At 46.1% G+C, this 21,776-nt stretch carries 42 protein-coding genes; 27 read left to right on the top strand and 15 right to left on the bottom strand.

Annotated features, from left to right (window positions below):
• Positions 1–181: 181 nt before the first annotated feature.
• The 13 genes from L5M11_RS13305 to L5M11_RS13245 form a co-directional block, all read right to left on the bottom strand.
• The gene (locus L5M11_RS13305; RefSeq protein WP_263192408.1) at positions 182–1,417 is read right to left on the bottom strand and encodes a tyrosine-type recombinase/integrase; all 1,236 of its coding nucleotides are present in this window, start codon (positions 1,415–1,417) and stop codon (positions 182–184) included.
• The gene (locus L5M11_RS13300) at positions 1,417–2,016 is read right to left on the bottom strand and encodes a hypothetical protein (protein ID WP_263192405.1); all 600 of its coding nucleotides are present in this window, start codon (positions 2,014–2,016) and stop codon (positions 1,417–1,419) included. Before L5M11_RS13300 ends, L5M11_RS13305 begins: the two co-directional genes overlap by 1 nt.
• The gene (locus tag L5M11_RS13295; protein ID WP_263192404.1) at positions 2,013–2,276 is read right to left on the bottom strand and encodes a hypothetical protein; all 264 of its coding nucleotides are present in this window, start codon (positions 2,274–2,276) and stop codon (positions 2,013–2,015) included. The genes L5M11_RS13300 and L5M11_RS13295 overlap by 4 nt, the downstream gene beginning before the upstream one ends.
• Positions 2,276–2,845 (bottom strand): TIGR02642 family protein, encoded by a 570-nt coding sequence (locus tag L5M11_RS13290; RefSeq protein WP_263192402.1) that lies wholly within the window; start codon positions 2,843–2,845, stop codon positions 2,276–2,278. Before L5M11_RS13290 ends, L5M11_RS13295 begins: the two co-directional genes overlap by 1 nt.
• Entirely contained in the window at positions 2,842–3,156 is a 315-nt protein-coding gene (locus L5M11_RS13285; RefSeq protein ID WP_263192401.1) for a hypothetical protein, read from the bottom strand. Before L5M11_RS13285 ends, L5M11_RS13290 begins: the two co-directional genes overlap by 4 nt.
• On the bottom strand, positions 3,156–3,659 hold the full coding sequence (locus L5M11_RS13280; RefSeq protein WP_173496349.1) for a hypothetical protein: 504 nt from the start codon (positions 3,657–3,659) through the stop codon (positions 3,156–3,158). The genes L5M11_RS13285 and L5M11_RS13280 overlap by 1 nt, the downstream gene beginning before the upstream one ends.
• 1 nt (position 3,660) lies before the next feature.
• Positions 3,661–4,035, bottom strand: coding sequence for a hypothetical protein (locus L5M11_RS13275; RefSeq protein WP_263192399.1), 375 nt, complete (start codon positions 4,033–4,035; stop codon positions 3,661–3,663).
• On the bottom strand, positions 4,019–4,570 hold the full coding sequence (locus L5M11_RS13270; RefSeq protein ID WP_259482501.1) for a replication protein P: 552 nt from the start codon (positions 4,568–4,570) through the stop codon (positions 4,019–4,021). Before L5M11_RS13270 ends, L5M11_RS13275 begins: the two co-directional genes overlap by 17 nt.
• Positions 4,551–5,618 (bottom strand): replication protein, encoded by a 1,068-nt coding sequence (locus tag L5M11_RS13265; protein ID WP_263192397.1) that lies wholly within the window; start codon positions 5,616–5,618, stop codon positions 4,551–4,553. The genes L5M11_RS13270 and L5M11_RS13265 overlap by 20 nt, the downstream gene beginning before the upstream one ends.
• Positions 5,619–5,689: 71 nt before the next feature.
• On the bottom strand, positions 5,690–5,947 hold the full coding sequence (locus L5M11_RS13260) for a hypothetical protein (RefSeq protein WP_263192396.1): 258 nt from the start codon (positions 5,945–5,947) through the stop codon (positions 5,690–5,692).
• Positions 5,947–6,141 carry a hypothetical protein gene (locus L5M11_RS13255; RefSeq protein WP_263192395.1) on the bottom strand — a complete coding sequence of 65 codons (195 nt, stop codon included), beginning with the start codon at positions 6,139–6,141 and terminating at the stop codon, positions 5,947–5,949. Before L5M11_RS13255 ends, L5M11_RS13260 begins: the two co-directional genes overlap by 1 nt.
• A complete protein-coding gene (locus L5M11_RS13250) occupies positions 6,134–6,703 on the bottom strand; it encodes a phage regulatory CII family protein (protein ID WP_263192394.1) in 570 nt (189 codons plus the stop codon). Before L5M11_RS13250 ends, L5M11_RS13255 begins: the two co-directional genes overlap by 8 nt.
• Before the next feature lie 4 nt (positions 6,704–6,707).
• Entirely contained in the window at positions 6,708–6,962 is a 255-nt protein-coding gene (locus tag L5M11_RS13245) for a helix-turn-helix domain-containing protein (protein WP_263192393.1), read from the bottom strand.
• A gap of 37 nt (positions 6,963–6,999) precedes the next feature.
• Here L5M11_RS13245 and L5M11_RS13240 point away from each other — a divergent pair, with 37 nt between their 5' ends.
• From L5M11_RS13240 to L5M11_RS13220, 5 genes are all read left to right on the top strand, one after another.
• Positions 7,000–7,734 (top strand): LexA family protein, encoded by a 735-nt coding sequence (locus L5M11_RS13240; protein ID WP_263166863.1) that lies wholly within the window; start codon positions 7,000–7,002, stop codon positions 7,732–7,734.
• Positions 7,735–7,769: 35 nt separating this feature from the next.
• Entirely contained in the window at positions 7,770–8,189 is a 420-nt protein-coding gene (locus L5M11_RS13235) for a hypothetical protein (protein WP_263166860.1), read from the top strand.
• Positions 8,190–8,213: 24 nt separating this feature from the next.
• A complete protein-coding gene (locus L5M11_RS13230; RefSeq protein WP_263192391.1) occupies positions 8,214–8,651 on the top strand; it encodes a superinfection immunity protein in 438 nt (145 codons plus the stop codon).
• Positions 8,652–8,690: 39 nt separating this feature from the next.
• Positions 8,691–8,993: a hypothetical protein gene (locus L5M11_RS13225; protein WP_259574262.1), complete on the top strand. Its 303-nt coding sequence runs from the start codon at positions 8,691–8,693 to the stop codon at positions 8,991–8,993.
• 182 nt (positions 8,994–9,175) lie between these two features.
• Entirely contained in the window at positions 9,176–9,577 is a 402-nt protein-coding gene (locus tag L5M11_RS13220) for a hypothetical protein (protein ID WP_259574261.1), read from the top strand.
• Here the strand turns inward: L5M11_RS13220 and L5M11_RS13215 are convergent.
• Positions 9,535–9,882 carry a hypothetical protein gene (locus tag L5M11_RS13215; protein ID WP_259574260.1) on the bottom strand — a complete coding sequence of 116 codons (348 nt, stop codon included), beginning with the start codon at positions 9,880–9,882 and terminating at the stop codon, positions 9,535–9,537. The two genes, L5M11_RS13220 and L5M11_RS13215, sit on opposite strands and share 43 nt — an antisense overlap.
• A 70-nt stretch (positions 9,883–9,952) precedes the next feature.
• On the bottom strand, positions 9,953–10,600 hold the full coding sequence (locus tag L5M11_RS13210; RefSeq protein ID WP_259574259.1) for a tail assembly protein: 648 nt from the start codon (positions 10,598–10,600) through the stop codon (positions 9,953–9,955).
• 563 nt (positions 10,601–11,163) lie between these two features.
• On the opposite strand from L5M11_RS13210, the gene L5M11_RS13205 reads away from it, so the two are divergent.
• From L5M11_RS13205 to L5M11_RS13105, 22 genes are all read left to right on the top strand, one after another.
• Positions 11,164–11,409: a hypothetical protein gene (locus L5M11_RS13205; RefSeq protein ID WP_263192387.1), complete on the top strand. Its 246-nt coding sequence runs from the start codon at positions 11,164–11,166 to the stop codon at positions 11,407–11,409.
• 340 nt (positions 11,410–11,749) lie between these two features.
• On the top strand, positions 11,750–11,965 hold the full coding sequence (locus L5M11_RS23990; RefSeq protein WP_071938936.1) for an SEC-C metal-binding domain-containing protein: 216 nt from the start codon (positions 11,750–11,752) through the stop codon (positions 11,963–11,965).
• On the top strand, positions 11,962–12,201 hold the full coding sequence (locus tag L5M11_RS13200) for a hypothetical protein (protein WP_071938937.1): 240 nt from the start codon (positions 11,962–11,964) through the stop codon (positions 12,199–12,201). Before L5M11_RS23990 ends, L5M11_RS13200 begins: the two co-directional genes overlap by 4 nt.
• 151 nt (positions 12,202–12,352) lie before the next feature.
• Positions 12,353–12,775, top strand: coding sequence for a hypothetical protein (locus L5M11_RS13195; RefSeq protein WP_263192384.1), 423 nt, complete (start codon positions 12,353–12,355; stop codon positions 12,773–12,775).
• A complete protein-coding gene (locus L5M11_RS13190) occupies positions 12,768–13,052 on the top strand; it encodes a hypothetical protein (RefSeq protein ID WP_263192383.1) in 285 nt (94 codons plus the stop codon). The genes L5M11_RS13195 and L5M11_RS13190 overlap by 8 nt, the downstream gene beginning before the upstream one ends.
• 100 nt (positions 13,053–13,152) lie before the next feature.
• Positions 13,153–13,440 carry a hypothetical protein gene (locus L5M11_RS13185; protein ID WP_263192380.1) on the top strand — a complete coding sequence of 96 codons (288 nt, stop codon included), beginning with the start codon at positions 13,153–13,155 and terminating at the stop codon, positions 13,438–13,440.
• A gap of 103 nt (positions 13,441–13,543) precedes the next feature.
• Positions 13,544–14,068 carry a hypothetical protein gene (locus L5M11_RS13180; protein ID WP_263192377.1) on the top strand — a complete coding sequence of 175 codons (525 nt, stop codon included), beginning with the start codon at positions 13,544–13,546 and terminating at the stop codon, positions 14,066–14,068.
• Positions 14,065–14,904, top strand: a complete 840-nt coding sequence (locus L5M11_RS13175; RefSeq protein WP_263192375.1) for a DNA adenine methylase — start codon at positions 14,065–14,067, stop codon at positions 14,902–14,904. Before L5M11_RS13180 ends, L5M11_RS13175 begins: the two co-directional genes overlap by 4 nt.
• Complete coding sequence (locus L5M11_RS13170; RefSeq protein ID WP_263192374.1) at positions 14,901–15,599, top strand: hypothetical protein; 699 nt, start codon at positions 14,901–14,903, stop codon at positions 15,597–15,599. Before L5M11_RS13175 ends, L5M11_RS13170 begins: the two co-directional genes overlap by 4 nt.
• Complete coding sequence (locus tag L5M11_RS13165) at positions 15,596–16,300, top strand: hypothetical protein (protein ID WP_263192371.1); 705 nt, start codon at positions 15,596–15,598, stop codon at positions 16,298–16,300. The genes L5M11_RS13170 and L5M11_RS13165 overlap by 4 nt, the downstream gene beginning before the upstream one ends.
• The gene (locus L5M11_RS13160; protein ID WP_259524170.1) at positions 16,294–16,542 is read left to right on the top strand and encodes a hypothetical protein; all 249 of its coding nucleotides are present in this window, start codon (positions 16,294–16,296) and stop codon (positions 16,540–16,542) included. Before L5M11_RS13165 ends, L5M11_RS13160 begins: the two co-directional genes overlap by 7 nt.
• Entirely contained in the window at positions 16,539–17,603 is a 1,065-nt protein-coding gene (locus L5M11_RS13155) for a DGQHR domain-containing protein (protein WP_263192369.1), read from the top strand. Before L5M11_RS13160 ends, L5M11_RS13155 begins: the two co-directional genes overlap by 4 nt.
• Positions 17,600–17,797 (top strand): hypothetical protein, encoded by a 198-nt coding sequence (locus tag L5M11_RS13150; protein ID WP_263192366.1) that lies wholly within the window; start codon positions 17,600–17,602, stop codon positions 17,795–17,797. Before L5M11_RS13155 ends, L5M11_RS13150 begins: the two co-directional genes overlap by 4 nt.
• Positions 17,794–18,375: a hypothetical protein gene (locus tag L5M11_RS13145; protein WP_263192364.1), complete on the top strand. Its 582-nt coding sequence runs from the start codon at positions 17,794–17,796 to the stop codon at positions 18,373–18,375. Before L5M11_RS13150 ends, L5M11_RS13145 begins: the two co-directional genes overlap by 4 nt.
• Positions 18,372–18,785: a hypothetical protein gene (locus tag L5M11_RS13140; RefSeq protein WP_263192361.1), complete on the top strand. Its 414-nt coding sequence runs from the start codon at positions 18,372–18,374 to the stop codon at positions 18,783–18,785. Before L5M11_RS13145 ends, L5M11_RS13140 begins: the two co-directional genes overlap by 4 nt.
• Complete coding sequence (locus L5M11_RS13135; RefSeq protein WP_263192359.1) at positions 18,782–19,420, top strand: S-adenosylmethionine-binding domain-containing protein; 639 nt, start codon at positions 18,782–18,784, stop codon at positions 19,418–19,420. Before L5M11_RS13140 ends, L5M11_RS13135 begins: the two co-directional genes overlap by 4 nt.
• Positions 19,417–19,653, top strand: coding sequence for a hypothetical protein (locus L5M11_RS13130; RefSeq protein ID WP_168823769.1), 237 nt, complete (start codon positions 19,417–19,419; stop codon positions 19,651–19,653). Before L5M11_RS13135 ends, L5M11_RS13130 begins: the two co-directional genes overlap by 4 nt.
• Entirely contained in the window at positions 19,646–20,443 is a 798-nt protein-coding gene (locus L5M11_RS13125; RefSeq protein WP_263192357.1) for an HNH endonuclease signature motif containing protein, read from the top strand. The genes L5M11_RS13130 and L5M11_RS13125 overlap by 8 nt, the downstream gene beginning before the upstream one ends.
• On the top strand, positions 20,436–20,645 hold the full coding sequence (locus tag L5M11_RS13120) for a hypothetical protein (RefSeq protein ID WP_263192355.1): 210 nt from the start codon (positions 20,436–20,438) through the stop codon (positions 20,643–20,645). Before L5M11_RS13125 ends, L5M11_RS13120 begins: the two co-directional genes overlap by 8 nt.
• Positions 20,642–20,974 (top strand): hypothetical protein, encoded by a 333-nt coding sequence (locus L5M11_RS13115; protein WP_263192354.1) that lies wholly within the window; start codon positions 20,642–20,644, stop codon positions 20,972–20,974. The genes L5M11_RS13120 and L5M11_RS13115 overlap by 4 nt, the downstream gene beginning before the upstream one ends.
• Complete coding sequence (locus L5M11_RS13110; protein ID WP_259574240.1) at positions 20,971–21,096, top strand: hypothetical protein; 126 nt, start codon at positions 20,971–20,973, stop codon at positions 21,094–21,096. Before L5M11_RS13115 ends, L5M11_RS13110 begins: the two co-directional genes overlap by 4 nt.
• On the top strand, positions 21,096–21,635 hold the full coding sequence (locus tag L5M11_RS13105; protein WP_263192352.1) for a hypothetical protein: 540 nt from the start codon (positions 21,096–21,098) through the stop codon (positions 21,633–21,635). The genes L5M11_RS13110 and L5M11_RS13105 overlap by 1 nt, the downstream gene beginning before the upstream one ends.
• Positions 21,636–21,776 lie beyond the last annotated feature (141 nt).

Genomic DNA, 21,776 nt, shown 5'->3' with positions numbered 1-21,776 from the left:
ATTAACTCTTTTTGTGTGAACTATTCGACAACGGATGTTGTAAAATATTTCAACAAATTGTCGATTATAGTGAACTTTATTCTCCAAAGTAATAAAACTTGAACTATGCTGCTTTACTCATTAAATATCTTCCCTTTGTGAAGATGCATAAACTCACCCGCAAACCAATTACACCAACGGTTTAGGCTGATTTACAATTAATTCCTGTCTTGGCACTGTCTTGATTTACACGACCAATAAATGGGTTATAAATTGCCATTAAATGACTGTGCCACAACTCAATTGCTGCTCTCTTTTGGTCTGCTAAATAGGTATGAATGTAGGCTTGATCTAGCTTGGTCATCGAGTGGTTTAACATCTGCTCTGCCACCATGTAATCAATCCCTAAGTCAGCCCAACACGACCTTGCTAGCTTGCGTAAATCATGGGCCGTCCATTCACTGTTACTCACCTGCTTAACCAAGCTATTAGCACCCCGTTCATCTAATCCACCATTGCGACAAGGATGCGGAAATAAATACCCACCGCGATACCCTGCAGCTTCCTGCATGGCTTTATGCCAACGTAATACATCAGCCATTAATGGGGTGATCGGGATAGTCAGTTGGGCATGTGTTTTAGTAATGTCGGCAGGGATCACCAACTTAGCATTAGCCTCGTCGTAATAGGTCCAGCGCAGTAAGCGGGTTTCACCGATACGGGTACCGTAAGCCAGCATGATAAAAATAAGCATGGCGGCACCATCGTTAGCGTTGCCGATATTCGTCAGCAGCTGCAGCAGATCAGTGGATTGTAATTTTGGGGGCTTAGTCGCAATGGGGGTCGAGATAAAATCGGTAAAACTCAATGATGCCAGAGGATCATCACTAATCAACTTAAGCACTGTCGCCTGTTTAAATGCCTTACGTAAAATAGCGTAATACTGGCGAACGCTGCCTAATGCGTAGCGAGCCTGTAGGGGCCAAATCAATAACTCATCAACCTTATGATGATTAAGCTCACTCAGCATCACATCACCCAGCACAGGGATTAAGTGCTTGGTGATGGCGCACTTGATGTTGCGTTTACGCTTCAACGATAAACTGGTATCCGTTTGTGACCGGCTTAAATACCAATTCAATAACCCGCAGCAACTTAGCCAGGTATTAACCTTCACACTCTGATCTTGCCTATGCTGCATGCTGAGCGACGGTAAATCATCCAGCATGGCCTTAGCGCTAACTAGCGGCCAATCGGCAACCTTAGCCCAATTGGCCTTGCCGTCTTTATAGGTGATTAAGTGCCAGCTACCACGGCTGCGTGAACTCGCCAAACGCAGTCGCAGCGGAAATCTTGGGTCCCTGATTTCAGTAATAGACTTATCGGCAACCGCCCGTTTAATGGCGGCGTCACTTAACGCAATACAGGTCACGGCCATTAGTCACACCTCAGGTTAGTGCGGCAATCCGCGTAAAAATACTCGATCGCAATGGCTTCTTTATCTGCAGGTGATAACCCAACCTTAAACAAGTCAGCAGTCAGTTTTTCAATCAACTCAAACTCAGTCAGGATTAAGGATTGCTGCAGCTTAATCAGCTCATTATTGGCCGTTATATTCACGCCAACACCGCCGCATTTATCACAGCAATGCAGCGCAAACATCGGCCTAACTTTGCCAACGCCGCGGCAGGTTCTGCACTTTGGCAGCGCATTGATCTGGCGTTTAATCGCCTCTTTGGCAAACACCATAGCTTTATATTCAGGCGTTGATAACACGCTGTCTTTACAGAGCAAATCAAAGCGTTCATTCATTACTGACTGCTTGGCGAGTACCGCCATCAAGCGCTTGTTCTGGCGTTCTAGTGGCTCGATACGGTGGCTGTCAGCATTACCAATCGCGGCATTGGCGTCTAATTCATCACGGATCACCCGCACTGCAGCCTGAACGCCACAGGCCAAATCAACCGAGCCCATAGACTCGAGTTGATCGGCCTCTTTAACTAGGCGCTTAACTAAGTCGTTTACTGTCTCAATCATTTAGATAGTGCCTCAGCTAGCGCTTTATTGTGCTCATTAACCGCTTTCGCACACTCTTCAGCGCTATCAAATTGATACACAAGCTCACGGCTGCGACCTTCATCATGGGAATAAAAGTGAGCAAAGGCGGTGCGGCGTTCTATCCTTGTGACTTTCTCAAGTTCTTGCTTACTCCAGCGGCGAGTGTGCCTTGTGGAAAGAACGCGACCTTGCTGCCAAGGGACGTCATTAAATGTAAGTCTGTTATCTGGTGCACTCATTAGTTCACCTGCTCATTTTCAGCAGCGACTAAGCGCAATACCCGCTTTGCATGGCGTTCGGCATCGGCTTGATGATGGTGCAGTGTGTCGACACCAGTCATGTACTTGTCGTAAAAATGCTGGCTAAATTGTTCTGCAGTGATCTTGGTACCGCTTAAATCACAAAACGATTTAGTCAGCTGCTCAACCGTGTTCAACATCTTTCCGGTACCGCAGCAATGTAGACACTCACCATTGCGGTGATAATTCAGCTTAGTGCCATGGCACTTAGTGCAAACGCGGGATCCACAAACCTCATTCACTGCCAGCTTTGCCAACGCAGTAGCAGCAACAGGCCTAAAGTCGGTTTCATACTGTTTGGCTAAGGCGTTGATCAGTAAATTTTCGGCATCAATATCGCCGCAAATACTGGCCTCTAATACTTTAACGCCGACTAAATACTTACCCTGCACCTGCGCGACAACACCCATAGCATCCTCCTTACTAAAAACCCCTTTGCCACCGACTGCAGCGCCAATCGCAACACCACGGGGCGACAACAACTCAAATAAGCGCTCTATCGATATCATCGGTCAGTCCCTTGATGTGATTGCGCAGTCGGTGCCGCACTTTTGTGAATAATGGCCAGCGCCATGCGAGAAACACGACTCTCTTTCGATTCCAGCGGATCAATGCGTGAACCAGATTTTTTCCCATTCGCATTGGCACTGCGGCGATCAGTTCGCATAAGTTGGCGTTCGATTAGTGCTGCACTTAATCTGCGGGTACCTATGCCAGCTTGTTGTGATGCAGCAATAACTGGTAATCCTTCAACAACGTAAAGCCTAACCGCCGTTTCAAGCTTTTCTTCCGTGGTACAGTCTCTAGTGGCTATAGTCATTATTCCCCCTGCCCAAACATGGCGATCAGTGCAGCATCGCGAGTATCGGCATTGCTGCGCCCCGTCCAGCCAGTGATCTTGTTAAAATAAACACTGCTATCCTTGGCTTTTTTAATCGGACCACGCAGCGGCTTTACCAAAGTGACTTTGATGCCCTTATCCTCAAGCACTTCTTTAATCAGTCTGGCCGTGGCTTTCACCTTGCCCAAATCTTCTGCAATACTCATGTTCACCTTGGCGTTAGATCCGCTTTGGCTAGGTGCATGGCCAACGTAGGCAAGCAATGGGTTTTGCCCTTTAGCCGACTGCCTTAACCGCTTAGGAAACACCGGCTTCTTGTTATCCACATCTTCAAGCAATACAGCGTAAGGAAGATGGCTTTTGCTGATAACAAACTCAATCAACTCACTAAACCCCATACTTTTAAGCGTCACTATTTCGCCGTTTACGACAGTCGCTACACCGCTTTTAGTCAGGTCAGGATCAATACCAATTCGAATCACGCTATACCCCTCTAAAATGTTTCGACTGCTGCACTAAAAACCGATTCGCCTGAAAGCGACCATCACGCCCACCAATGGCAAATAAACGTTCGTACTCGATAGACACTGAATGCTTAAACTGCTGAGGAATAACAGCCATGTGCTTTTGAATCCATTTGCCGTCAGACTCCCCACCACGGCAGTGCCACATCTGGGGGTATTCACGCGCACACCGAAATCCTTGTGCGAGTAGATCAGCTGCAGAGTACTGAGTCGGCACAAACAACACCGCATCGTTAACGGCATCTTTAACCGTGATAGCAGCCGCAGTTGGCGATACAATCGCGCTATAAAAATCAGGCGCATCTGCAGGTAACGGTTTAATTGCCAGAGCCATTGGCAGTCCTTAGCCCAAACTTTTGGCGCAGATCAGCGATAATCGAACATGCCTTTTGATTTTCAACTGGCTTGTTTACAGGGGCAGCAAGCGCCTTAGGAATGCACGCATTAAAGCTTTCACCCTTCACCGCGCGGCGGCACATAACCTCATAGTTGCGTTTAAACAAGGGCCATGTTTGCTGCTCAGTACGGTTTTGCAGCTCATACCAACCCGTTTCACGGCCAGCGGCAAATACAGCGCCATGGCTCCAATTGTGCTCACTCGGCCATCGACCATGTGAACAACACTCCCGGTAAGCTTGTTCTGCACTAGGCAAGCCCAACTGTTCAGGCGTAGGCGTACACATAGCCACGAACTCCGCAGGGTTAACGCTCCATGGCGCGGTCGCTGCGCGTTGTTTAAATGCCTCAATACCGATCATCACCTCACTAACACTCAAACCTGCCTCGCCAATTTTGCTAACAAACTCCGCCACTACACTGCCAAGCTCAGCACCAAACCGATTGCTAAAATCACGACTGTACAGGTTCATAGTCGGCATCAATTGTGTGGCCACCACAGTGGTGATCTGTTGACTGCTCGAGTTGCTCTGCCATTTCCCGCAGTTCGCGGAATACTCTGGCTGTGGGGTTCTCATAGCGCTGACCGTGTCCGGCAGAATCGTTTGCAGTGGTTTCATGTGATGTTCTCGCTGAAAGTTGTACGGTGAGCCTGTCCCATTGTTTACGTAGGGTTTTGGGGCATAACACATTGCTTGCCCAAAATGAGTCGCTATTGGCAAACTTAAACAGCTTGCAGATTTCATGGTGAGTGCGTTGGTCTTGCACGCGCATTAAGCGCACTTGGTTAGCCCAGTCAGGCCAGTTAGGCTGCTTTGCAGTGGGGTTAACAATCAGGACTTTGTTGAAGATGTACTCAGCACAGGTTAAATCGTCCTGAGTGCCCCAAAGTTTGCCATTCGGAGTTTGAACAGCAGCATCAGGTTTTAATGGCTTGTCGGTCATTGCGACAGCAATGTTCGACGAAGAGATCTTTTGTATTTCTTTTGTATTAGTGTCTTTCTTTTGTATCTCTCGGTTCTGACAACCTACGCTGTCGGTTTCGACAATGGCATTGTCAGAATCGACAATAATATTGTCGGTTTTAATAGTGGATTTTTTACCGTTAATCGAATGCGATTTCTTGTCTTGCCACGCCGAAACAATCGGGTTAACGCCAACTTTACGACCGTCTTTTATGATGATATCGCGCGCAGTAAGCGACTTAATTGCATGACAAATATTGCTTGTTGTAATCCCCGTCATGTCGGCTAATTGCTCTAAGCAAACCCAATCAGTGGCCTTGCCATAGCCGTAGGTTCTACGGATCACCGCAAACACCACCCGACTCTCACGATCGCTTAATTTAGTACGGCACAGGGCATCCACCAGCGTATTGGAGAGTCGTAAATAACCATCATCCAAGTCTGCTTTCACCACCCCACCCCGCGCTTGTTGTTTGTGCTCAGCAACGGGCCGTAACGGCACCACATTGCTGCCACCAGCATCATGATTGACGCTATTAATTGATTCTTGTAACATCGTCTTACCTCGACTTCTTCAAACGTTTCTAGGTATTAAGCCCACAGCCTCCACAGCTCTAGTGGGCTTTCTTATTTCAACTCCACTGCACTACCTGAAAACTGATACCCCGCATCCAGTACCCGCGCCGCAATACCTTCAGCACTCGTCGTCGGCGATGTGCGGATCACGTTAGCCAGCAACGCAATATCTTGATTGCGCTGAATCCGCGCAAACGCTTCATCTTCTTCAGGTGTGTAAGGAATAATTTTGTATGATTGTTCGCGTGACTTATCAGTTAACTGATTTGCGTTAAACCGTGGCGTAAAGACTAAGTTTCTACCTGCCATCACACTCTCCCATTAGCCTTTAGGCGCTCATGGTCATGGCGACAGTCGGCATCACAAAAATGTTGTTGATGATGAATTGGGCTCTTGCAGTAATGGCAGAACCCAGTAAACGGCAATGACGGCTGGCGAACGCCCAGCGCGGCCTTAATGTGAATGTCTTGCTCAATGGCAGCTACATCTGCAATATCACTCATTGGATGCGCTCTTTGATAAGGCTTGCGAAAAAGCCACTGTCACAGGATTGCTAGGTTTCAACTCAATACTAAAATCATTCACTTGCGGCAATTCCCGCACTTGGCTGCTCACCACGGCTTTAAGTGACAGCACTTCGCGTACTGTGTTGGTCAGTTCGCGGCCGATACGTTCAAACTCGTCAGGGGTGATCACCCCATCAGCGCGGGAGTCACGAATTTCGGCCAGTGCAATACCCATCTGCTCGCTAATCATCAGCAGTTGATCGCTCAACTCTTCGTCGCAGTTAACCGCCTCAGGCAGCTTAACGAACACGCCCCCACGGCTATGGCACCACGCCGACACAATACGGTCGTCATCGGCCAACTCAGTAAGATGAATCGCATCACGTAAGTAAAAGTGATTGCTGTCGTTATCAGGGTTGAGCTTGTTGTACATCACACCGGGCTGCTGGAATAAATCCTTCGCTAGCTTATCTACACCGTAATCGTGCCCAAGCGCATGGGCGGCATAGAGTGGATCGGTACATGAGAGACTTTGGCGCTTTAATGTGAGTTTACTCATAGGGTTAGTTATCCTGTGTATCAATCAATTGATTTGCAGCAGGTAGACCACATTCCAACGGATCTGGGAAAACATCAGTAAATGAACATGAGGAGCCTAAACGATTGAGAGCATTTACTACTTTCCAAGCCATGTCATAGCTAGGTTTTCTATTTCCATTGGCATAGTGGTTAACAGAACCTTGTGAGATTCCAACCTCGCTAGCCAAATCATCCTGAGACCGATTAATGGCCTTCAGTATTTTTTTGATGTTTGTCATATAGACTCCGTTTTTTGCCTAACCCAGATATTACACAATGGAATACGAAACAGCAAACACTTATTACATTATGGATATTCTGCAATCAATTACAATAGGTAATAATTGCACTATGAAAATTAGTTGGATTGATCTGGTTAAAACCAGAATGAAAGAAGCTGGGGTAACTCAGTCAATGCTTGCTGAAAAGATGGGTATGTCTCAGGGCGCCATCGCTCACTGGTTAGGTGGGAACAGAAAACCAAGTATTGAAGATATTGCGTCCATGATGAGTATCGTGGGGATTAGTCACATGACTTTGGGGGCAGATGGATTGATTGATTACCCTGATTCTGTGCTGGGGAATGCTAAGGAAGTTCCAGCGAAAATATCATATGTAAAGTCATTCCCAGTTATCAGCTATGTGCAAGCTGGTGCTTGGACTGAAGCTGTTGAATCCTGTCCAGCTTCAGATGAGTGGTATGAAACAACAGAGCGCACCAGCGAAAAATGTTTTTGGTTGCGTATTTCTGGCGATTCAATGACATCACCGTCTGGCGTTAGCTTTCCTGAGGGAACTCTAATACTCGTTGATACTGAGCGAGATCATCAAAATGGCTCTTTTGTAGTCGCAAAGCTAACTGACGTTAATGAGTCCACATTTAAAAAACTAGTGATTGATGCTGGGCAAAAGTTCCTTAAACCTCTAAACAACTCATATCCTACGCTTCCAATTAATGGGAATTGCAAAATTATTGGTGTAGTAGTTGATGCTAAAATTAAAATTTTCTAACTAATTAGAATTTTGAATGATAAAGGATTATTACCATGAGAATGATCTCTATTTCACTAGCGCTCTTTATGCTCGGCGGTTGCGCTACCTCAGCAGTAAATATAGACATAGCTAAAGAAGTACCTGAAGAGCGATTATTCGTTAAAAACACCGACGGCAATGCCACAATAACCATCATTAGAGATAGTGGTTTATTGGGTAGCGCTTGCAATATTAACGTATTTATAAATGAAGATCTGGCAGCAACACTGGGCACTTCTGAAAAGGCTGTATTCAAAGTAAAAGCTGGTGACTTATATCTTGGCGCTCAGTTTTCAGGCAATGGATTATGCGTAAATAGTAGCATTCGCAATTTAGAAACCTCAATAAAGCAAGGGCAACATAAAACCTATCGCGTTTACTCTGATCCATCAGGGAATATGCAAATTTTAGCTGGCAGTATAATTAAAAGTTAAATTATAAAATAAAAGGAATTTACCATGTTTATTATAAGATTGCTGGCACTAATTTTGTTGACAGCATTAAGTTTTGGCATGGGGCAAACGCCAGCTAACCAGCTTAATGAAGTTGGCACTTTTGTTGCTGCATCATTCTTCCTGCTTGCCCCAGCGCTTTATTTTTACCCCATGTACGAAGCTTATTTTAATAAGCAACCTAACTTTTATTCAATCTTCGCCCTCAACCTCTTTTTAGGTTGGACGCTAGTGGGTTGGGTTGTTGCACTGGTCTGGGCGCTAAAAAGCCAAGAACCCGTCAAAACAGCGGTTGTTTCAACGCCCGATGTCAAACCTGTAACACCGCAACCTGCCCCAGTTAGTCCGCCGTCACCCGCAAAACAAATGAAACAATGCCCTTATTGCGCTGAAGACATATTAATGGCCGCAAAAAAATGTAAACACTGCGGAAGTGAAGTTTAAACCACTTTACTGAGGCTAACGCTAAATGAAGGAACTAACATGATCCGTCTTGAAATCACCGAAGCGCAATTTGAAGCACAATCAAAAAAGAAACTTGCCGATGTGGTCGCATTATACGATGCGGTAAATCGCTTAAAAGCTGAATATCCAGACAAGGCCAGCTTTCTAGATAAGTTTTTGTCTAATGAGCCTGTCGAGATGATTTATCACGGTGGCTCAACACCGGGCAAGTCTCGCCAAATTAAACCTCAAAAAATTAACGCCGATGGATCATTCAGTGCTTATTGCACCCAGTCTAACGCCTCAAAATCATTCAAATTAGAAAAAGTAGAAATCGTCTAGAATACAATATTAACTGGCTGTATTTGATATAAATATTACTATCAAGCAGGTTAGAGTCTAGGCACTACGCGAGTCTGGCGTCGAAATGAAAATTTTAGATGAAGATGAATTTATGACGCTGATTGAGGCATAGGTAAGCGTTATCAGACTGAATAAAATGGACATATAATTAGGTGGATAGCATGGATATCGATAAAGATAATGTTAAAAATTACATTGTGATAGTGCGTTTAGGAAGTGCCATAATAAAAGGCAGCACTAAAACTAATGCAGTCAGAGTGTCAGAGGCTTTCAGAAAGGTTAACGAACAACTACTGGCAATATCTGGCGCAAAACCACATATTTTGTTTACTGATACTGACGGCATTACCGCAGGGCTTATAATAAAAAGTTATCTGCCAGCAGGCATTATTAGAGCAAAGCTGAGCGGCGATGATCAACACCGCCAACCCAGTATATTACTCAATGAGGATGCAGTAGTCGTTATTGAGATTGGTGAAGATCATGCTAGCTTTGGTCGTGGTATAAACTATTCAGCGCTTCAGCTGTTAAAGAAGTCTCGCAACCTTTCTTCGTCCTTGTAGAAAACACTCAGCGCTTGAGTTAAAGTGATTTCGCCACGTTTAATAGCGCCAAACTGTTCGGCGGGAATTAGATTTCTGACAATGTCAGTTAAAGTCGTTTCGCCACGCCCGATGGCATCAAACTGTTCTATAGTGATATGCCCATAGATAAAGGCCATAAGCGGTTCATTAAACTTAACCCTTGCCTCCAAACCTATTCCGCTCCAATAGTCTGACTTTGAAATAACACGTATCAGCAATCTCTCTATTTTATTTTGTGCTTTCTTCAGTACACGAGTTAAATAAGCGCTCAGTTTTTTAAACATAATCACCTCAATCAAATGATATTAAGCAGTTTGAAACCCGCATCAGCGGGTTTATCAGAACAAAGGTAATCTATGGCTCTTGTGTTCCATTCCCATTGCCGCCGCCACTTTGGATTGGGCGCTTTGTCGTTGCAATATCTTCAGCATAAATACCGGCACTGATGATGGCGCCACCAATACGGCGCTTACCGTAACCAATGCCGACTGGGTTCCCTGCGGCGGTGGTATTAACTGCGCCGCCAAAAGCATAGCTTGGGGCGTTCTCCGCAGCCTCCCTGCCCTTAAGCCCTTTCGCTTGTGGTGAAAGCATTTGCACTACCCCACCGGCAACCATTGCCACACCAACCTGAATTACCGAACCGCTATAGTCGCCGAATATTGTTGTAAAAACGCCAACGACAATAAGAACGGCGCCAATAATAGTTTGCATTACTCCTGCTCGTTTACTACCACCGATAACAGGCACAATCCGTATTTCCCGCGACCCCGCCAAACTAAACTCATCTTCGCCTGTATTTTTGCCATTACGAAAAATCGCATAGCGTAACCCAAGCTTGGCCTGTTCTTTAATGAACTGCTCAAAACCATTCAGCGTGTTTTTAATGGCGCTAAATGCCTCTGTCGTCGTACCCGTATCTAAAAAGCGCTTATGCTCACGGCCAAACTTTTTGGCTAGCGAGCCCGAAAACTTAATAATAGTACATTGATTATTATCCACGATTACCCCCCCTCTCTTCAGCTCGATAAGCACTGTTCGCCTTGTTGAACCCATCTAAAATCCATCCTTTTTATTACCCATCCATTACTTCCCATCTAAATATCAACACTAACTTCTTAAGCAATAATATACCAAAACAAAATATTATTCCATTTTGTAATTGACACGATAATTCCATTATGTAATATTTATCACATCGGCGATATGCCACGCTCTTTAACAATCTGGCCCATGAACGACTAAACCCGCCTAGAGCGGACTAGGTCACTCCGAGGATCACGCGGCGGAGGATAGTAATCCGCGTAAACAGACCTATACACCGCTATTGGCGACCGGACTGTTTGAGTGGGAAGAGCCCATAAGAACAGGTACTAAATGGTTTCACTGCGAGCATGACCCAAATATGTGTATAGCCCCGCCAACCATCGGCGGTGTGGTAGATGGACAATCGCCTTGGCAACAGGGCGCATTGGGAAGGTGGCTGAGGTACTTAGTCATCGAACTGGCGGTAAAGCCGTAAAGAGAAAGCCACCTTCACCAATGCGAAAAACAAGGAGATCGCCATGCAAACATATGGCAGAAGTTCATTAGAAATTGCCGAAGATAACCTGATTGAACTGGTTACCCCTATATTCAATATCAGCCGTGGTGAAGCACATAGACTGTGCATTCAACGCCGCGAACTTGGTGCTGATTTGAGAAAGGCAGGCCAAGCGCTGCTAGATGCCTGGGAAGGCACAAAGGAACAGATTGAAAGCGTCAATTGCTTGTTGCTTGCAAAACAATTAGCGGTTTTGAAATCACACTAATCACGCCAGCCTGCGGCACCAGCAGGCAATTAACAGAGGATAAGCCAATGTGACTAACCAGCCGTTAGAAGCGGCCACTTACAAGCGTAGGTCATGACAGCGCCCCGAGTCAGCACGTTCTGAGCCAGCTTTGGATCTGGTTAGGGTTAATAAATAAAGGTCCCACTGGTAAAGCAGCGCGAACGCCTGAAAGTAGTGCACCAGTTATTAGCGGCATAGCGCGGCAGAGGACGGGTTCAGGCCGCCGGATGACGTAACCGGCAATCAATAAAATCGAACCAACCGGAATTACCGGATAGTTCAAACAAGCCAAACTCAATAATTTAATTCTGAGGCAAATATGGATACACGAGGAAACTTGTACGAGCTGACTCATGCAGACTTAATAGAGAGGCAGAGAATGTTAGGTTCTCCACTCATCCCTCTTAATGAACAGCAGTTCAAAGAGCTGCAGCCTATGACCAAAAATCAGCGAAAGAACAGTATGCGCAATCGTGAATGCCCATGCGGAAGCGGTCATAAATTTAAAAAATGCTGCTGGGGTAAATACGCATGAATACGATACAAGAACAGTGGTTATTGTTTTTAAAGCTAGTGGTTCCTAAAGATGCTGCACCATATCAACAGCAAGAAATGCGCAGATCCTTTTATGCTGGTGCAGAAGCAATGATGAGAATTCAATTTTCCATCTCAGACCCATCAATAAGTGATGATGCAGCCGTTCAGATACTTGAAGGGTTAAGGCAAGAACTCACTATGTTTGCTCAGAAAGTAAAGCAAGGGAAAGCCTAACCATGAAAGCCCAGCAACCCGACTTTCTCGACTTAGTGATAATGCTACTCGCCAAGTTGATCCCGTTCGACATGTTATAACGCGAAACCTTCCGTTTAATTTCTAGCCTTTAAAGCCAGCCAAACCTAACCATGATTCAGCGAGGTGACCTATGCAACACCCAATCGCAGCGCAATCATGCGCCATTGCGCAAGATAAACGTGCCACAACCGAAGCTCGGTTGCTAATGCACCTTGGCATAGCCTGTCGCCTCGCCAAATTAACCAACCTAATGCACTGCCCGACCGTCATTCAACGCAAAAATGAGCTAGAGCGTTACCTGCAAAACAACATTTGCACCTATGCATTTCGCCAGCGCTTCCATGTCACTAAGTTGGATGAAAGCCCGTTAAAAACTACGCCACTAAACGAAGTGGCCAACATTCAAATAACTCGCAGCGGTCGCGTGAAACTTACCCGAGTAGCCCTGCCTATCGCGACCGAAATCACTGTCAGCGACCGAACCTGCAGCTGGATTAATCGCTGCTTTCAACATCAAGTCATTAGCAGCCTAAAGCAGGTGCCCCATGTTTGATGCACAGGCCCATGCCACCAGCGACAAATTAGTGGGAATGCTAGCGAACGAGCTTAAGCAAGAAGCACAAGGGCGTAAACGTGAAAATGCCATGTCAGCCCACTGCGACCGCTCGATAGCCGAGTTAAACCAGCTGATCATCGACTATCCCGAATCAAAACACACTTGGGTTCGACTGATTGAAAGCTGGCAAGAGATAAAGCAAAAACACGGCCAGCGCAGCGCGCAAGACCTGCTCAACGCTGAATATGCACGACTCGCCTGCAAACCAAGCTAAGCACCCAATGTGAACGTGTAAGTCATCGTTACAAGTTCAACTCAAACCAACCCTATTCCATCTATCAGCCTAGTGAGTAATCACCAGTTTGGAGTTCACCATGTTCTTCGTATACGGCGTGTCCATGACCATAGCTAAAAAAGAAGCGGCTAAAAAGTGCAGCGTATACGAAGGCGTACAGCCGAAGCGTCGCGAACTCAGCCCCGCGGAATACCAAGCCAAGCTAGATGAAATGGCAAAGGCCAAGTTTGAAACCATGAAGCCACAAAAGCTGTCGCACTCGCTCTCAACGCCTTCGCTCTGCGCGCAATACATTGAGCTAGCAAAAAAAACAGGATCAATGCCGCGACCTGCATGTTCGTTATCGCAAACCTACAGGCAAGGTTAACCCCAAGACCAAGAAAGAGATTGTCAGTTGGGTGGTCTACAACGGCGAAATAGCCGCGTAACGCAACCCAAAGTGCAGTGAAAACAGAGCAGAGAGAATCGATATGAGTTACTACAAAATTACCAACGCAACTGCAGTGCAAGCATTCAAAGCCTTTGATGCAGCTAAAGCAAACTTGATTGAGCAAGCGACTAAATTAGCCGACCACTTCGGTGGCAAACCTATTTTTAGCAATCGCGTTGAAAGTATTTCGTGTGCTGGCATTAACTTTCACAACTTCAACCAGCTTGAAAACAATCATTTATGGTTCAAGCCTAAAGCGGCCAATTGCTTTGCTTCATCACCAAAATGCGGCAAACCGAAAGCCGCAGATCGTGAAGCGTTAGAAGCTATCACAGCTAAATACAATGCCATGATGCCAGTAGAAGTTTCACGCATACCTCTTCTAGAGGCGATTGGTACAAATTGGGGTGACTGCTTATTCGCCCCGCTTTCGCTGTTCCTGCACGATGATGTTATTTACCTCGATACCCGCCTAAGTCTTATCGATGCGACCGAGATATTTGGCAGCGAATATGAAGCCGTAAAAAGTGCTTATCAAGCCGCAAAAGTTGAGGTGAAAGCATGAGCAAGCTAACCAACCCAGTTTTACGCTATCACGGCGGTAAGTATCGCTTAGCGAAATGGATTATTTCCTTCTTTCCTGAACACCATTGTTATGTTGAGCCATTCAGCGGAGCCGCATCAGTATTGCTACAAAAAGAACGTTCACACGGCGAAGTTTATAACGACCTTGATCAAGACATTTTTAACTTGTTTCAAGTGTTGCGCAACCCTGATTTATGCATGCAACTGATTGAATTTTGTCACTTAACACCTTATTCGCGTGATGAGTTTTTGCAGTCATACGAATTAACTGAATGTGTTATCGAGCGAGCCCGCCGCACTATTGTGCGTTCGACAATGGGATTTGGATCAGGTGCAGCAACATTCCACCCTACAGGTTTCCGCTCAGAGGCAAAACGAGCGCATAACACTAGCGCACATCTATGGGCTAAATATCCTCCAATGCTGGCTTATGTGTGTGAACGCCTGCAAGCAGTAAACATTGAGAGCCGCCCTGCTCCTGATTGCATTCGCTCACATGATGCCGATAGCACCCTGTTTTATGTTGATCCGCCATACGTCAAAGAGACTCGGCAGCTAAGAAATAATAAAGGGGTTTATCAGCACGAAATGACTATTGATGAGCATCAAGCGTTACTTGATCAACTGCTTAATGTTGATGGGATGGTCGTGTTGAGCGGTTACGAGACAGAGCTTTATAACGACATGCTAGTTGGTTGGTCATTACACAAAAAGCAAGCGCGTTGCTCTGCAGCCAATGGAACAGGACTGCGTACCGAGTGCATTTGGGTTAATCCACATGCAAATGAAAAACTGGCCAGCAAGGAGGCAGCATGAGCCAATTATTCTACCTGCGCGATTCGCGCTCTAACGTTGGCAGTACTTGCATGTTTTGGGCAGACCGAGGCGGCTACACCAGTAACCTCGATCTTGCTGAAGTTTTTACGCTTGAAGAAGCACAGCGCAAATTCAACATCCGTCACACTGACGTTCCGCTATGCAAAGAGCTTGTGGATGAATTGGCAACCGTGCGTGTTGATTGTCAGTACCTAGGCGATTCTGGCGAAAAGTCAGGCTGTGATGAATACGTTATCTCTCAAAAAGGCAGATGGGACGGTAATGACGTTTACTGGTTAACCTTTGACTTTTTGAGTGTTAACTACAAAGGCGCCGTGGTATTCAGCTACCGCAACGCGCTTGCGCGTATCGATGAACTTGGCATTGATGCAAACATCTACGCCAAGCCGGATATAGACGCCATCGCTCGCCGTACTTTCCAAGCCGCCAACATCAACGAACGCCGAATGATCACCGCTGTAGGCATTCGCAAACCCAAACGCCCACGCACCCGCCAAACCACAGGTAAAACTCGCGGTAACTGCCCACATTGCGGCTGTATCACTTGGGGTTTAAATCCTTACGAAAACTATAGCTGCGCAGAGCAATACAGCGAACGCAATGGCCTTAGCTTTGTTGTGTCGGATACCTGCGAAGAATTGAAAGTGAGCAAGGCAAGGAGAAAAGCAGCATGAAACAGCGCCCTATTATCTTCAACACCGAAATGGTGCAAGCCATTCTTGATGGCCGCAAAACACAGACGCGCAGAATGTTTAAAGCTCAGCCGCATTATGATTGGGCGCCATTTTCTAAAAATGCCGAATGGTATACACCGACAATTGTTGATAAGCGCGGATTCTATCAACCCGCAAATTATGAGCTTTTTGGTGTTAGCGATGAAGATTGCGCGTTTGTTTCACCATTCGGCACGATTGGCGATCAGTTCTGGGTACGTGAGACTTGGAGATTATTCAATTCATCTGATGAATGTGGTTGCAGTGAATCGCCTTGCTCATGTCAGGCTAACGGAACAGTTTTATTCAAAGCAATGGGTGATAGTGGCGAAAGCAAATGGAAACCATCTATCCACATGCCACGTTCTTGCGCTCGCATTCTGCTTGAAGTCACCGCTGTTCGGGTTGAAAGGCTAAATGATATCAGCGAGCAAGATGCCAAGGCCGAAGGAATAAATTGCGTTACATTTCGTGAAGAAGATTTAGGGCTTTGCGAAGGATTCACCCACGAAAAAGATGATGGAAATTGCCAGTTAGCAAGAAGCGCAAAAAGAGCTTTTCATAAGTTGTGGCAATCTATTTATCACAACGTCGAGGACAACCCATGGGTGTGGGTTATCGAGTTTAAGGTGATCAGCACTACAGGTGGTGCAGCATGCTAACTCTATCCCCTCCCGATTTTGAAGAAATCGAGGTAATGAAAGGCTACCAAATTACCTGCACCAGCTGCACTAAAACGCACTTCATTCCACGCAAGAGCCTAAACGTGCTAGCAGATATCACCGAAGGCCTAAGCCAGTCAGGTTGGCAAAAGGCCATCAACGACAATGAATACTTTGTCTGCGTGTGCCCCAAATGCGTGAATGAACTCAAAGAAAACGAACTAGAACAGGGAGAAGCATGATGGATATGTGTTACTCAATGCCCGCTGTGGTGGGCGTACAAGGCGGTAAAGTGTTTTACACCGTGATCATGTCAATGCGTGTATTAGTTCGTATGTTACGCATTGACGATGCCGGCAGTGTGCTCGACCGCAGCCAGCGCAAAGTTAACCCTGCCCGTGCTAAATCTATTGGCAATTACATGGTAACGAATCCAACGGGGTATTACCTGCCAGGCATTATCGGCGTGGTTGAAGTGCCAACAGGCGGCGATGCGCCAAAGTTCGAAGCGTCCGAAATCAGCGGCGTGGTTGGTGTATTAAAAATCGGCCTTGATTCGATTATCAAACTGTTCGATGGTCAGCACCGCGCCACAGGTATCGCAAAGGCACTCGAAAAATCCCCGGAGCTGTCGCAAGACTCAATCTCTATCACCCTGTACATGAATTTATCGCTGCAAGAGCGCCAGCAAGCGTTTACCGATATAAACCAAAATGCCAGCAAGCCGCCTCAAGGTTTGTCAGATACCTATAACCACAGGGATGAGTTATCAAAGCTCACCATGGATTTAGTGAACCAAATCGACTGGATGCAAGGCCGTGTTGATTTTGCGACAAACAAACCCACTGCACAGAGCGAGTGCTATTGGTCCTTTAAACAAATTAAAGACGCCACGGCCATCATGCTGGGTACCAAGAAAAACTTTGAGCCATTCCACGCCACCCTTGCCTATGACTTTTGGAACACCATGGGCGCAGCAATGGAGCTCCAATCCCTTGGCAGTAAAGAGCGCGAATCCGGCTTATTTACCACCACAGTAATGCTTAAAGCGCTGGCGAGCGCCGCAAATGTGGCTGAGTCAATCGGCCAAAGACACTGGCGCTACGCTTACCAAAACCTCGTTTGGACCCGCAACAGCCAAGACTTCACAGGCCGCTGCATTTGCTCCAAAACAGGCAAGTTACTCGCCAACGCCGATGCCGTGATGCTGACATCAAACCTTATTCTAAAAACGATGCAACAAAAGCTCGACCCAGTTCGCGCCCGCGTTGAAATAACCTGTTTCCCAGAGGTGGCAGCATGAACTTCCAATTAACCTGCGATATATGCGCCAAACAAGTTAAGCGCGGCGAGAAATTCAGCATCGAAACCGATAAGCATGAATGCAACATCACTAAGTCAGGCGAGTTTATTGCCGACACCGTTTGCCGCTCATGCCATACCAAAGTCATTCGCTACATGCACAAGTTAGCAGAACGCGCAGGAGCAGCAGCATGAAACAGCGCCCTATAATCTTCAACACCGAAATGGTGCAAGCCATTCTTGATGGTCGTAAAACGCAAACTCGCAGAATTGTTAAGCCATTAAAAGACAAAAACTTTGGATGCAACCTCAGTCCAAATGAGATTGCAGGCGAAGTGAATAACGGCGACTTACAAAATTGCCAGTTTGGTGAAGTCGGCGATCAGCTTTATGTGCGTGAGACTTTTCAAGTTGGTTTATGCACCAAATCTACCATTGCTTATAAAGCAACGCATAAGCCTTCTGATTTAGAAGATGGCTGGTATGAAGTTATCAAGTGGAAACCATCTATCCATATGCCGCGATGGGCTGCTCGCATCATACTAGAGATAACCGATGTTCGTGTAGAGCGATTGAAGGATATCAGCGAAGAAGACGCAATCGCTGAAGGATGTGATTACCCAGAAATTCCAGAAATGGGATGGAAGTTCAAAGCGGCATTCAACTTTAAGTTTTTATGGAAGAAAATCTACGGCGAACAATCTTTGAAATCAAACCCTTGGGTTTGGGTAATTGAGTTCAAGGTGATCAGCACCACAGGCGGTGAAGCATGACCGCACCTAAATCATCCCGCGAAATGCTCTACCTGCTGGCAGGCAGCGAACCTGAGCCAAAACTCGACTTACTGCTATCGCTAACGCGCATCACATCCGAGCCCACTATTGCCGCCCTAAAGCTGCACTACACCACAGGCTTGGATCCAGAACGCTGCGCCGCTCGCCACTTTATCGAGCTATCAAACCTGATGCGCGCCCAAACCACGCTTAACAACACCATGGGCGTTGTTGAAGCCATCAAAGAAATCGACTGGGAAAAGCATCTTGCCAAATTAGCCGCGGCCAATGTGCGGATCGTTGAACTCGAGCAGTTGGTCAGCATGGCAGCAAGCTATATGAATGGTAATGAATTACTTGAACAGCACCTTAGGGCTGCAATCAGTGATTCAAAGGAGCATGCGGCATGAGCAAAAAATATCAAGTGATTTACGCGGATCCGCCATGGGCATTTAGCAACCAAAACACGGGCGGCTCGATGAAATCTAGCGCCCAAGCCAAGTACACAGTCACCAGCACCGAGGACTTAAAGCGCCTCGATGTGGGCAGCATTGCCGACGACAACTGTGTACTGGTGATGTGGTACGTGGGAGCCATGCCGCAGGATGCCATTGATCTGGTTAAAAGCTGGGGATTCACCCTTAAAAACATGAATGGCTTTGTGTGGAACAAGCTAACAGTGAACAACAATCCATTCTTTGGTATGGGCTTTTGGTCCCGTGCAGGCAGTGAATCGGCAATCATCGCAGTAAAAGGAAAACCAACACCCGCATGCCGCAGCGTTCGCGCAGTGGGTAATTTTGATCCAGAAAGCCTTGATGAAGTGCTCGCACACCTTTGCTACGTAGGCGCATATCAAAACATTCGCCACAGCCAAAAGCCCGATGAATTTCGTGATAAATGCGTTGAGCTAATGGGTGATGTTCCTCGCCTTGAAATGTTCGCCAGGACAAAAACTAAAGGCTGGGATGTGTTTGGTAACGAGGTAAAGGGCTCAATTGAAATCCCGCTTAAGCAAGAAAATATTGCAGGGGAACCAGCATGAAAAACAAACTTATCGACCTAAATAATCACCTATTTGCACAGCTTGAGCGACTGTCTGACGAAAGCTTAAAAGGTGAAGCGCTGCAAGATGAAATCCATCGTTCCAAGTCAGTCACTCAAATTTCGACACAAATTGTGGCTAACGCACGTTTAGCACTCGATGCGCAAATAGCAGCAAATGACATGGGCGTAGGTAGAAAACTCCCTGAAATGTTGGAGGCTAAGAATGGCTAGATTCTTCTTCACTGTTGCCATGCTTGATTTTTTGCGTGCAACGTATCCTGAAAAGTCACTTGCTGAAACCACAGCACTTTTCAATTGTGCCTTTGGTTACACCAAGACGCTATCGCAGATTAAAGCTGCATGTTCGAACCACGGTATCACCTGTGGACGCAAACAAGGTGAAATAACGAAAGGCAAATTACGCAGTTTTACCGACGAACAATATGAGTGGGTAAAGCTGCAATATAAAAGCCTCACCATCGAGCAAATTACCACGGCTTTTAACCATACCTTTGGTACTGAAAAAACGATTAATCAGATCCGTGCTTTCACCCGCAACCATAAAATGAAATCGGGACGTACTGGCCGATTTAATCCTGGTTGTAAAACGTGGAATGCTGGGATGAAAGGTTGGCAAGCTGGCGGAAATTCTGCAGCAACCCAGTTTAAAAAAGGCGATATGCCACTGAACCACAAACCTGTTGGATCAGAGCGTATCGATAATAAAGACGGCTTTGTGATGGTAAAAGTATCTGAGCCTAGAACATGGCGACTAAAACACATTATCGAGTGGGAAAAACACCACGGTAAAGTGCCCGAAAGCCATAAAATTTGGTTCATCGATAACGACCGCACCAACTGTGATATTAGCAATTTAATGCTTGTCACCACCGCAGAGCATGCCGTTGTCAACAAGATGGGTTTAGGCCGCGCTCATGCCGATGCTAAAGAAACGGTTTTGCTATTAGCGCGTATAAAAATAGCGTCCACTAAACGGCTTAAAGGTGACCATCATGTCTAGGCTGCAGGGATACCTTAATACCAGCGCTGATGATGCAAAAATGTCACTTCAATATTTACTCAAGCGCGATCCACAAGAAGCCCTTTCAATGGCAAATCAAATAATTGCCGCCACAGCCTCACTCAGTAATAAAAAAACGCTGCACAAAACGGCTGTCACTATCAAAAAGAAAGCTGAAAAAGCCATTAAGGAGTCAGTATGAAATTCAATACAGAAACAGTTGTTCGTGATGGGTATGGTGATTATCAGCACTCACAACTTCCAAATTTTGACGGTGCCGAATGCATTTCTAAGGATGCGATTGAGCAGTGGCAAGCTGAAATGGATTTTCAGTTAGTTATTAACCGCATGGATACCGAAATCACTGAAGATCATCCTGCATGGATTCATTACTTTGAAGATGGTGATGCTGGTTTTGGTGAGTGGAATCCAGAAGCGCCTAGTGCAGATGCCATTCTTTTATCAATTCACGATACCGAAGATGGCCCTGTTGCTTGGTGGGCTATAGAGCGCACCAAGGAAGCAGCATGAAGCAATCAACCGCAATTCGCGAAGCGCTTAAGAAGTGGTACGCCATGCCACGCGAACAAGCCGGCAGCTGCCAACAGTTTTTAAAACGACTCGCCGAGGAATTGGCAAAGGAAGGTAAGTGATGACAACTAAACGCAGAGTATTATTAGACGGCAATGGCTCAAGCCAAATCAATGTTGAAGGTCTTGGTGCTTATGTTCCTGCCACTGTTCTACTCGATGTTAAACAAAAACTGGGTACCGAGATTCAGCAATTAAAGGACCAAGTAAACGCGATGGAAGTTGATCTTGGCATTGCAGTTAAAACAGCCGAAACGCTTAAGAACGTGACAGCCTTGCGCGACCAGTTGCAAAACGAGCTTGAAGAAGTAAAAGCGCTCTTTGTAGATGCAATCGGCGATGGCTGGTATGACGGCTATATGGAACGTATCAAAGATGAAAAAAACGAGGATGACGATACTTGCGCATTTAATTCAGAAGATGTGATGCACTGGTCTGAGCGGTATGAGTCTGAACATCGATATGCAAAATCAATTGCTGATATCCGCGCCAAAGCTGTCCGCGATTTTGCAAAAGAATCGGCAGAAGGTTGCTCAATGCCATTCATCAAGGTACTTGCAGAAGAATGGATAACAAGGCAAGCGGCTAAGGGTGGTGAGTGATGGGCAACCTAAGTAAGTCGTGTCATCAATGCAAGCACCTTGAATGGGTTGAAGGTGAAACTGATAGCAATACAGGGTGGTCATGCGATAAAAGGCAAGCGGCAATTTTTAACAGTTCTGCTGATTGGCCTTTAATAGAAT

The organism is Shewanella sp. SM87 (genome assembly GCF_025653705.1).
Classification (GTDB): domain Bacteria; phylum Pseudomonadota; class Gammaproteobacteria; order Enterobacterales; family Shewanellaceae; genus Shewanella; species Shewanella oncorhynchi.
This window is presented reverse-complemented; position numbering and strand designations above follow the sequence as displayed.

Bases quoted from the DNA above. Each gene is read 5' to 3' on its own strand.
- L5M11_RS13305 (WP_263192408.1), bottom strand. From the start codon at position 1,417: ATGGCCGTGACCTGTATTGCGTTAAGTGACGCCGCCATTAAACGGGCG.
- L5M11_RS13300 (WP_263192405.1), bottom strand. From the start codon at position 2,016: ATGATTGAGACAGTAAACGACTTAGTTAAGCGCCTAGTTAAAGAGGCC.
- L5M11_RS13295 (WP_263192404.1), bottom strand. From the start codon at position 2,276: ATGAGTGCACCAGATAACAGACTTACATTTAATGACGTCCCTTGGCAG.
- L5M11_RS13290 (WP_263192402.1), bottom strand. From the start codon at position 2,845: ATGATATCGATAGAGCGCTTATTTGAGTTGTTGTCGCCCCGTGGTGTT.
- L5M11_RS13285 (WP_263192401.1), bottom strand. From the start codon at position 3,156: ATGACTATAGCCACTAGAGACTGTACCACGGAAGAAAAGCTTGAAACG.
- L5M11_RS13275 (WP_263192399.1), bottom strand. From the start codon at position 4,035: ATGGCTCTGGCAATTAAACCGTTACCTGCAGATGCGCCTGATTTTTAT.
- L5M11_RS13270 (WP_259482501.1), bottom strand. From the start codon at position 4,570: ATGAACCTGTACAGTCGTGATTTTAGCAATCGGTTTGGTGCTGAGCTT.
- L5M11_RS13265 (WP_263192397.1), bottom strand. From the start codon at position 5,618: ATGTTACAAGAATCAATTAATAGCGTCAATCATGATGCTGGTGGCAGC.
- L5M11_RS13260 (WP_263192396.1), bottom strand. From the start codon at position 5,947: ATGGCAGGTAGAAACTTAGTCTTTACGCCACGGTTTAACGCAAATCAG.
- L5M11_RS13255 (WP_263192395.1), bottom strand. From the start codon at position 6,141: ATGAGTGATATTGCAGATGTAGCTGCCATTGAGCAAGACATTCACATT.
- L5M11_RS13250 (WP_263192394.1), bottom strand. From the start codon at position 6,703: ATGAGTAAACTCACATTAAAGCGCCAAAGTCTCTCATGTACCGATCCA.
- L5M11_RS13245 (WP_263192393.1), bottom strand. From the start codon at position 6,962: ATGACAAACATCAAAAAAATACTGAAGGCCATTAATCGGTCTCAGGAT.
- L5M11_RS13240 (WP_263166863.1), top strand. From the start codon at position 7,000: ATGGAATACGAAACAGCAAACACTTATTACATTATGGATATTCTGCAA.
- L5M11_RS13235 (WP_263166860.1), top strand. From the start codon at position 7,770: ATGAGAATGATCTCTATTTCACTAGCGCTCTTTATGCTCGGCGGTTGC.
- L5M11_RS13230 (WP_263192391.1), top strand. From the start codon at position 8,214: ATGTTTATTATAAGATTGCTGGCACTAATTTTGTTGACAGCATTAAGT.
- L5M11_RS13225 (WP_259574262.1), top strand. From the start codon at position 8,691: ATGATCCGTCTTGAAATCACCGAAGCGCAATTTGAAGCACAATCAAAA.
- L5M11_RS13220 (WP_259574261.1), top strand. From the start codon at position 9,176: ATGGATATCGATAAAGATAATGTTAAAAATTACATTGTGATAGTGCGT.
- L5M11_RS13215 (WP_259574260.1), bottom strand. From the start codon at position 9,882: ATGTTTAAAAAACTGAGCGCTTATTTAACTCGTGTACTGAAGAAAGCA.
- L5M11_RS13205 (WP_263192387.1), top strand. From the start codon at position 11,164: ATGCAAACATATGGCAGAAGTTCATTAGAAATTGCCGAAGATAACCTG.
- L5M11_RS23990 (WP_071938936.1), top strand. From the start codon at position 11,750: ATGGATACACGAGGAAACTTGTACGAGCTGACTCATGCAGACTTAATA.
- L5M11_RS13200 (WP_071938937.1), top strand. From the start codon at position 11,962: ATGAATACGATACAAGAACAGTGGTTATTGTTTTTAAAGCTAGTGGTT.
- L5M11_RS13195 (WP_263192384.1), top strand. From the start codon at position 12,353: ATGCAACACCCAATCGCAGCGCAATCATGCGCCATTGCGCAAGATAAA.
- L5M11_RS13190 (WP_263192383.1), top strand. From the start codon at position 12,768: ATGTTTGATGCACAGGCCCATGCCACCAGCGACAAATTAGTGGGAATG.
- L5M11_RS13185 (WP_263192380.1), top strand. From the start codon at position 13,153: ATGTTCTTCGTATACGGCGTGTCCATGACCATAGCTAAAAAAGAAGCG.
- L5M11_RS13180 (WP_263192377.1), top strand. From the start codon at position 13,544: ATGAGTTACTACAAAATTACCAACGCAACTGCAGTGCAAGCATTCAAA.
- L5M11_RS13175 (WP_263192375.1), top strand. From the start codon at position 14,065: ATGAGCAAGCTAACCAACCCAGTTTTACGCTATCACGGCGGTAAGTAT.
- L5M11_RS13170 (WP_263192374.1), top strand. From the start codon at position 14,901: ATGAGCCAATTATTCTACCTGCGCGATTCGCGCTCTAACGTTGGCAGT.
- L5M11_RS13165 (WP_263192371.1), top strand. From the start codon at position 15,596: ATGAAACAGCGCCCTATTATCTTCAACACCGAAATGGTGCAAGCCATT.
- L5M11_RS13160 (WP_259524170.1), top strand. From the start codon at position 16,294: ATGCTAACTCTATCCCCTCCCGATTTTGAAGAAATCGAGGTAATGAAA.
- L5M11_RS13155 (WP_263192369.1), top strand. From the start codon at position 16,539: ATGATGGATATGTGTTACTCAATGCCCGCTGTGGTGGGCGTACAAGGC.
- L5M11_RS13150 (WP_263192366.1), top strand. From the start codon at position 17,600: ATGAACTTCCAATTAACCTGCGATATATGCGCCAAACAAGTTAAGCGC.
- L5M11_RS13145 (WP_263192364.1), top strand. From the start codon at position 17,794: ATGAAACAGCGCCCTATAATCTTCAACACCGAAATGGTGCAAGCCATT.
- L5M11_RS13140 (WP_263192361.1), top strand. From the start codon at position 18,372: ATGACCGCACCTAAATCATCCCGCGAAATGCTCTACCTGCTGGCAGGC.
- L5M11_RS13135 (WP_263192359.1), top strand. From the start codon at position 18,782: ATGAGCAAAAAATATCAAGTGATTTACGCGGATCCGCCATGGGCATTT.
- L5M11_RS13130 (WP_168823769.1), top strand. From the start codon at position 19,417: ATGAAAAACAAACTTATCGACCTAAATAATCACCTATTTGCACAGCTT.
- L5M11_RS13125 (WP_263192357.1), top strand. From the start codon at position 19,646: ATGGCTAGATTCTTCTTCACTGTTGCCATGCTTGATTTTTTGCGTGCA.
- L5M11_RS13120 (WP_263192355.1), top strand. From the start codon at position 20,436: ATGTCTAGGCTGCAGGGATACCTTAATACCAGCGCTGATGATGCAAAA.
- L5M11_RS13115 (WP_263192354.1), top strand. From the start codon at position 20,642: ATGAAATTCAATACAGAAACAGTTGTTCGTGATGGGTATGGTGATTAT.
- L5M11_RS13110 (WP_259574240.1), top strand. From the start codon at position 20,971: ATGAAGCAATCAACCGCAATTCGCGAAGCGCTTAAGAAGTGGTACGCC.
- L5M11_RS13105 (WP_263192352.1), top strand. From the start codon at position 21,096: ATGACAACTAAACGCAGAGTATTATTAGACGGCAATGGCTCAAGCCAA.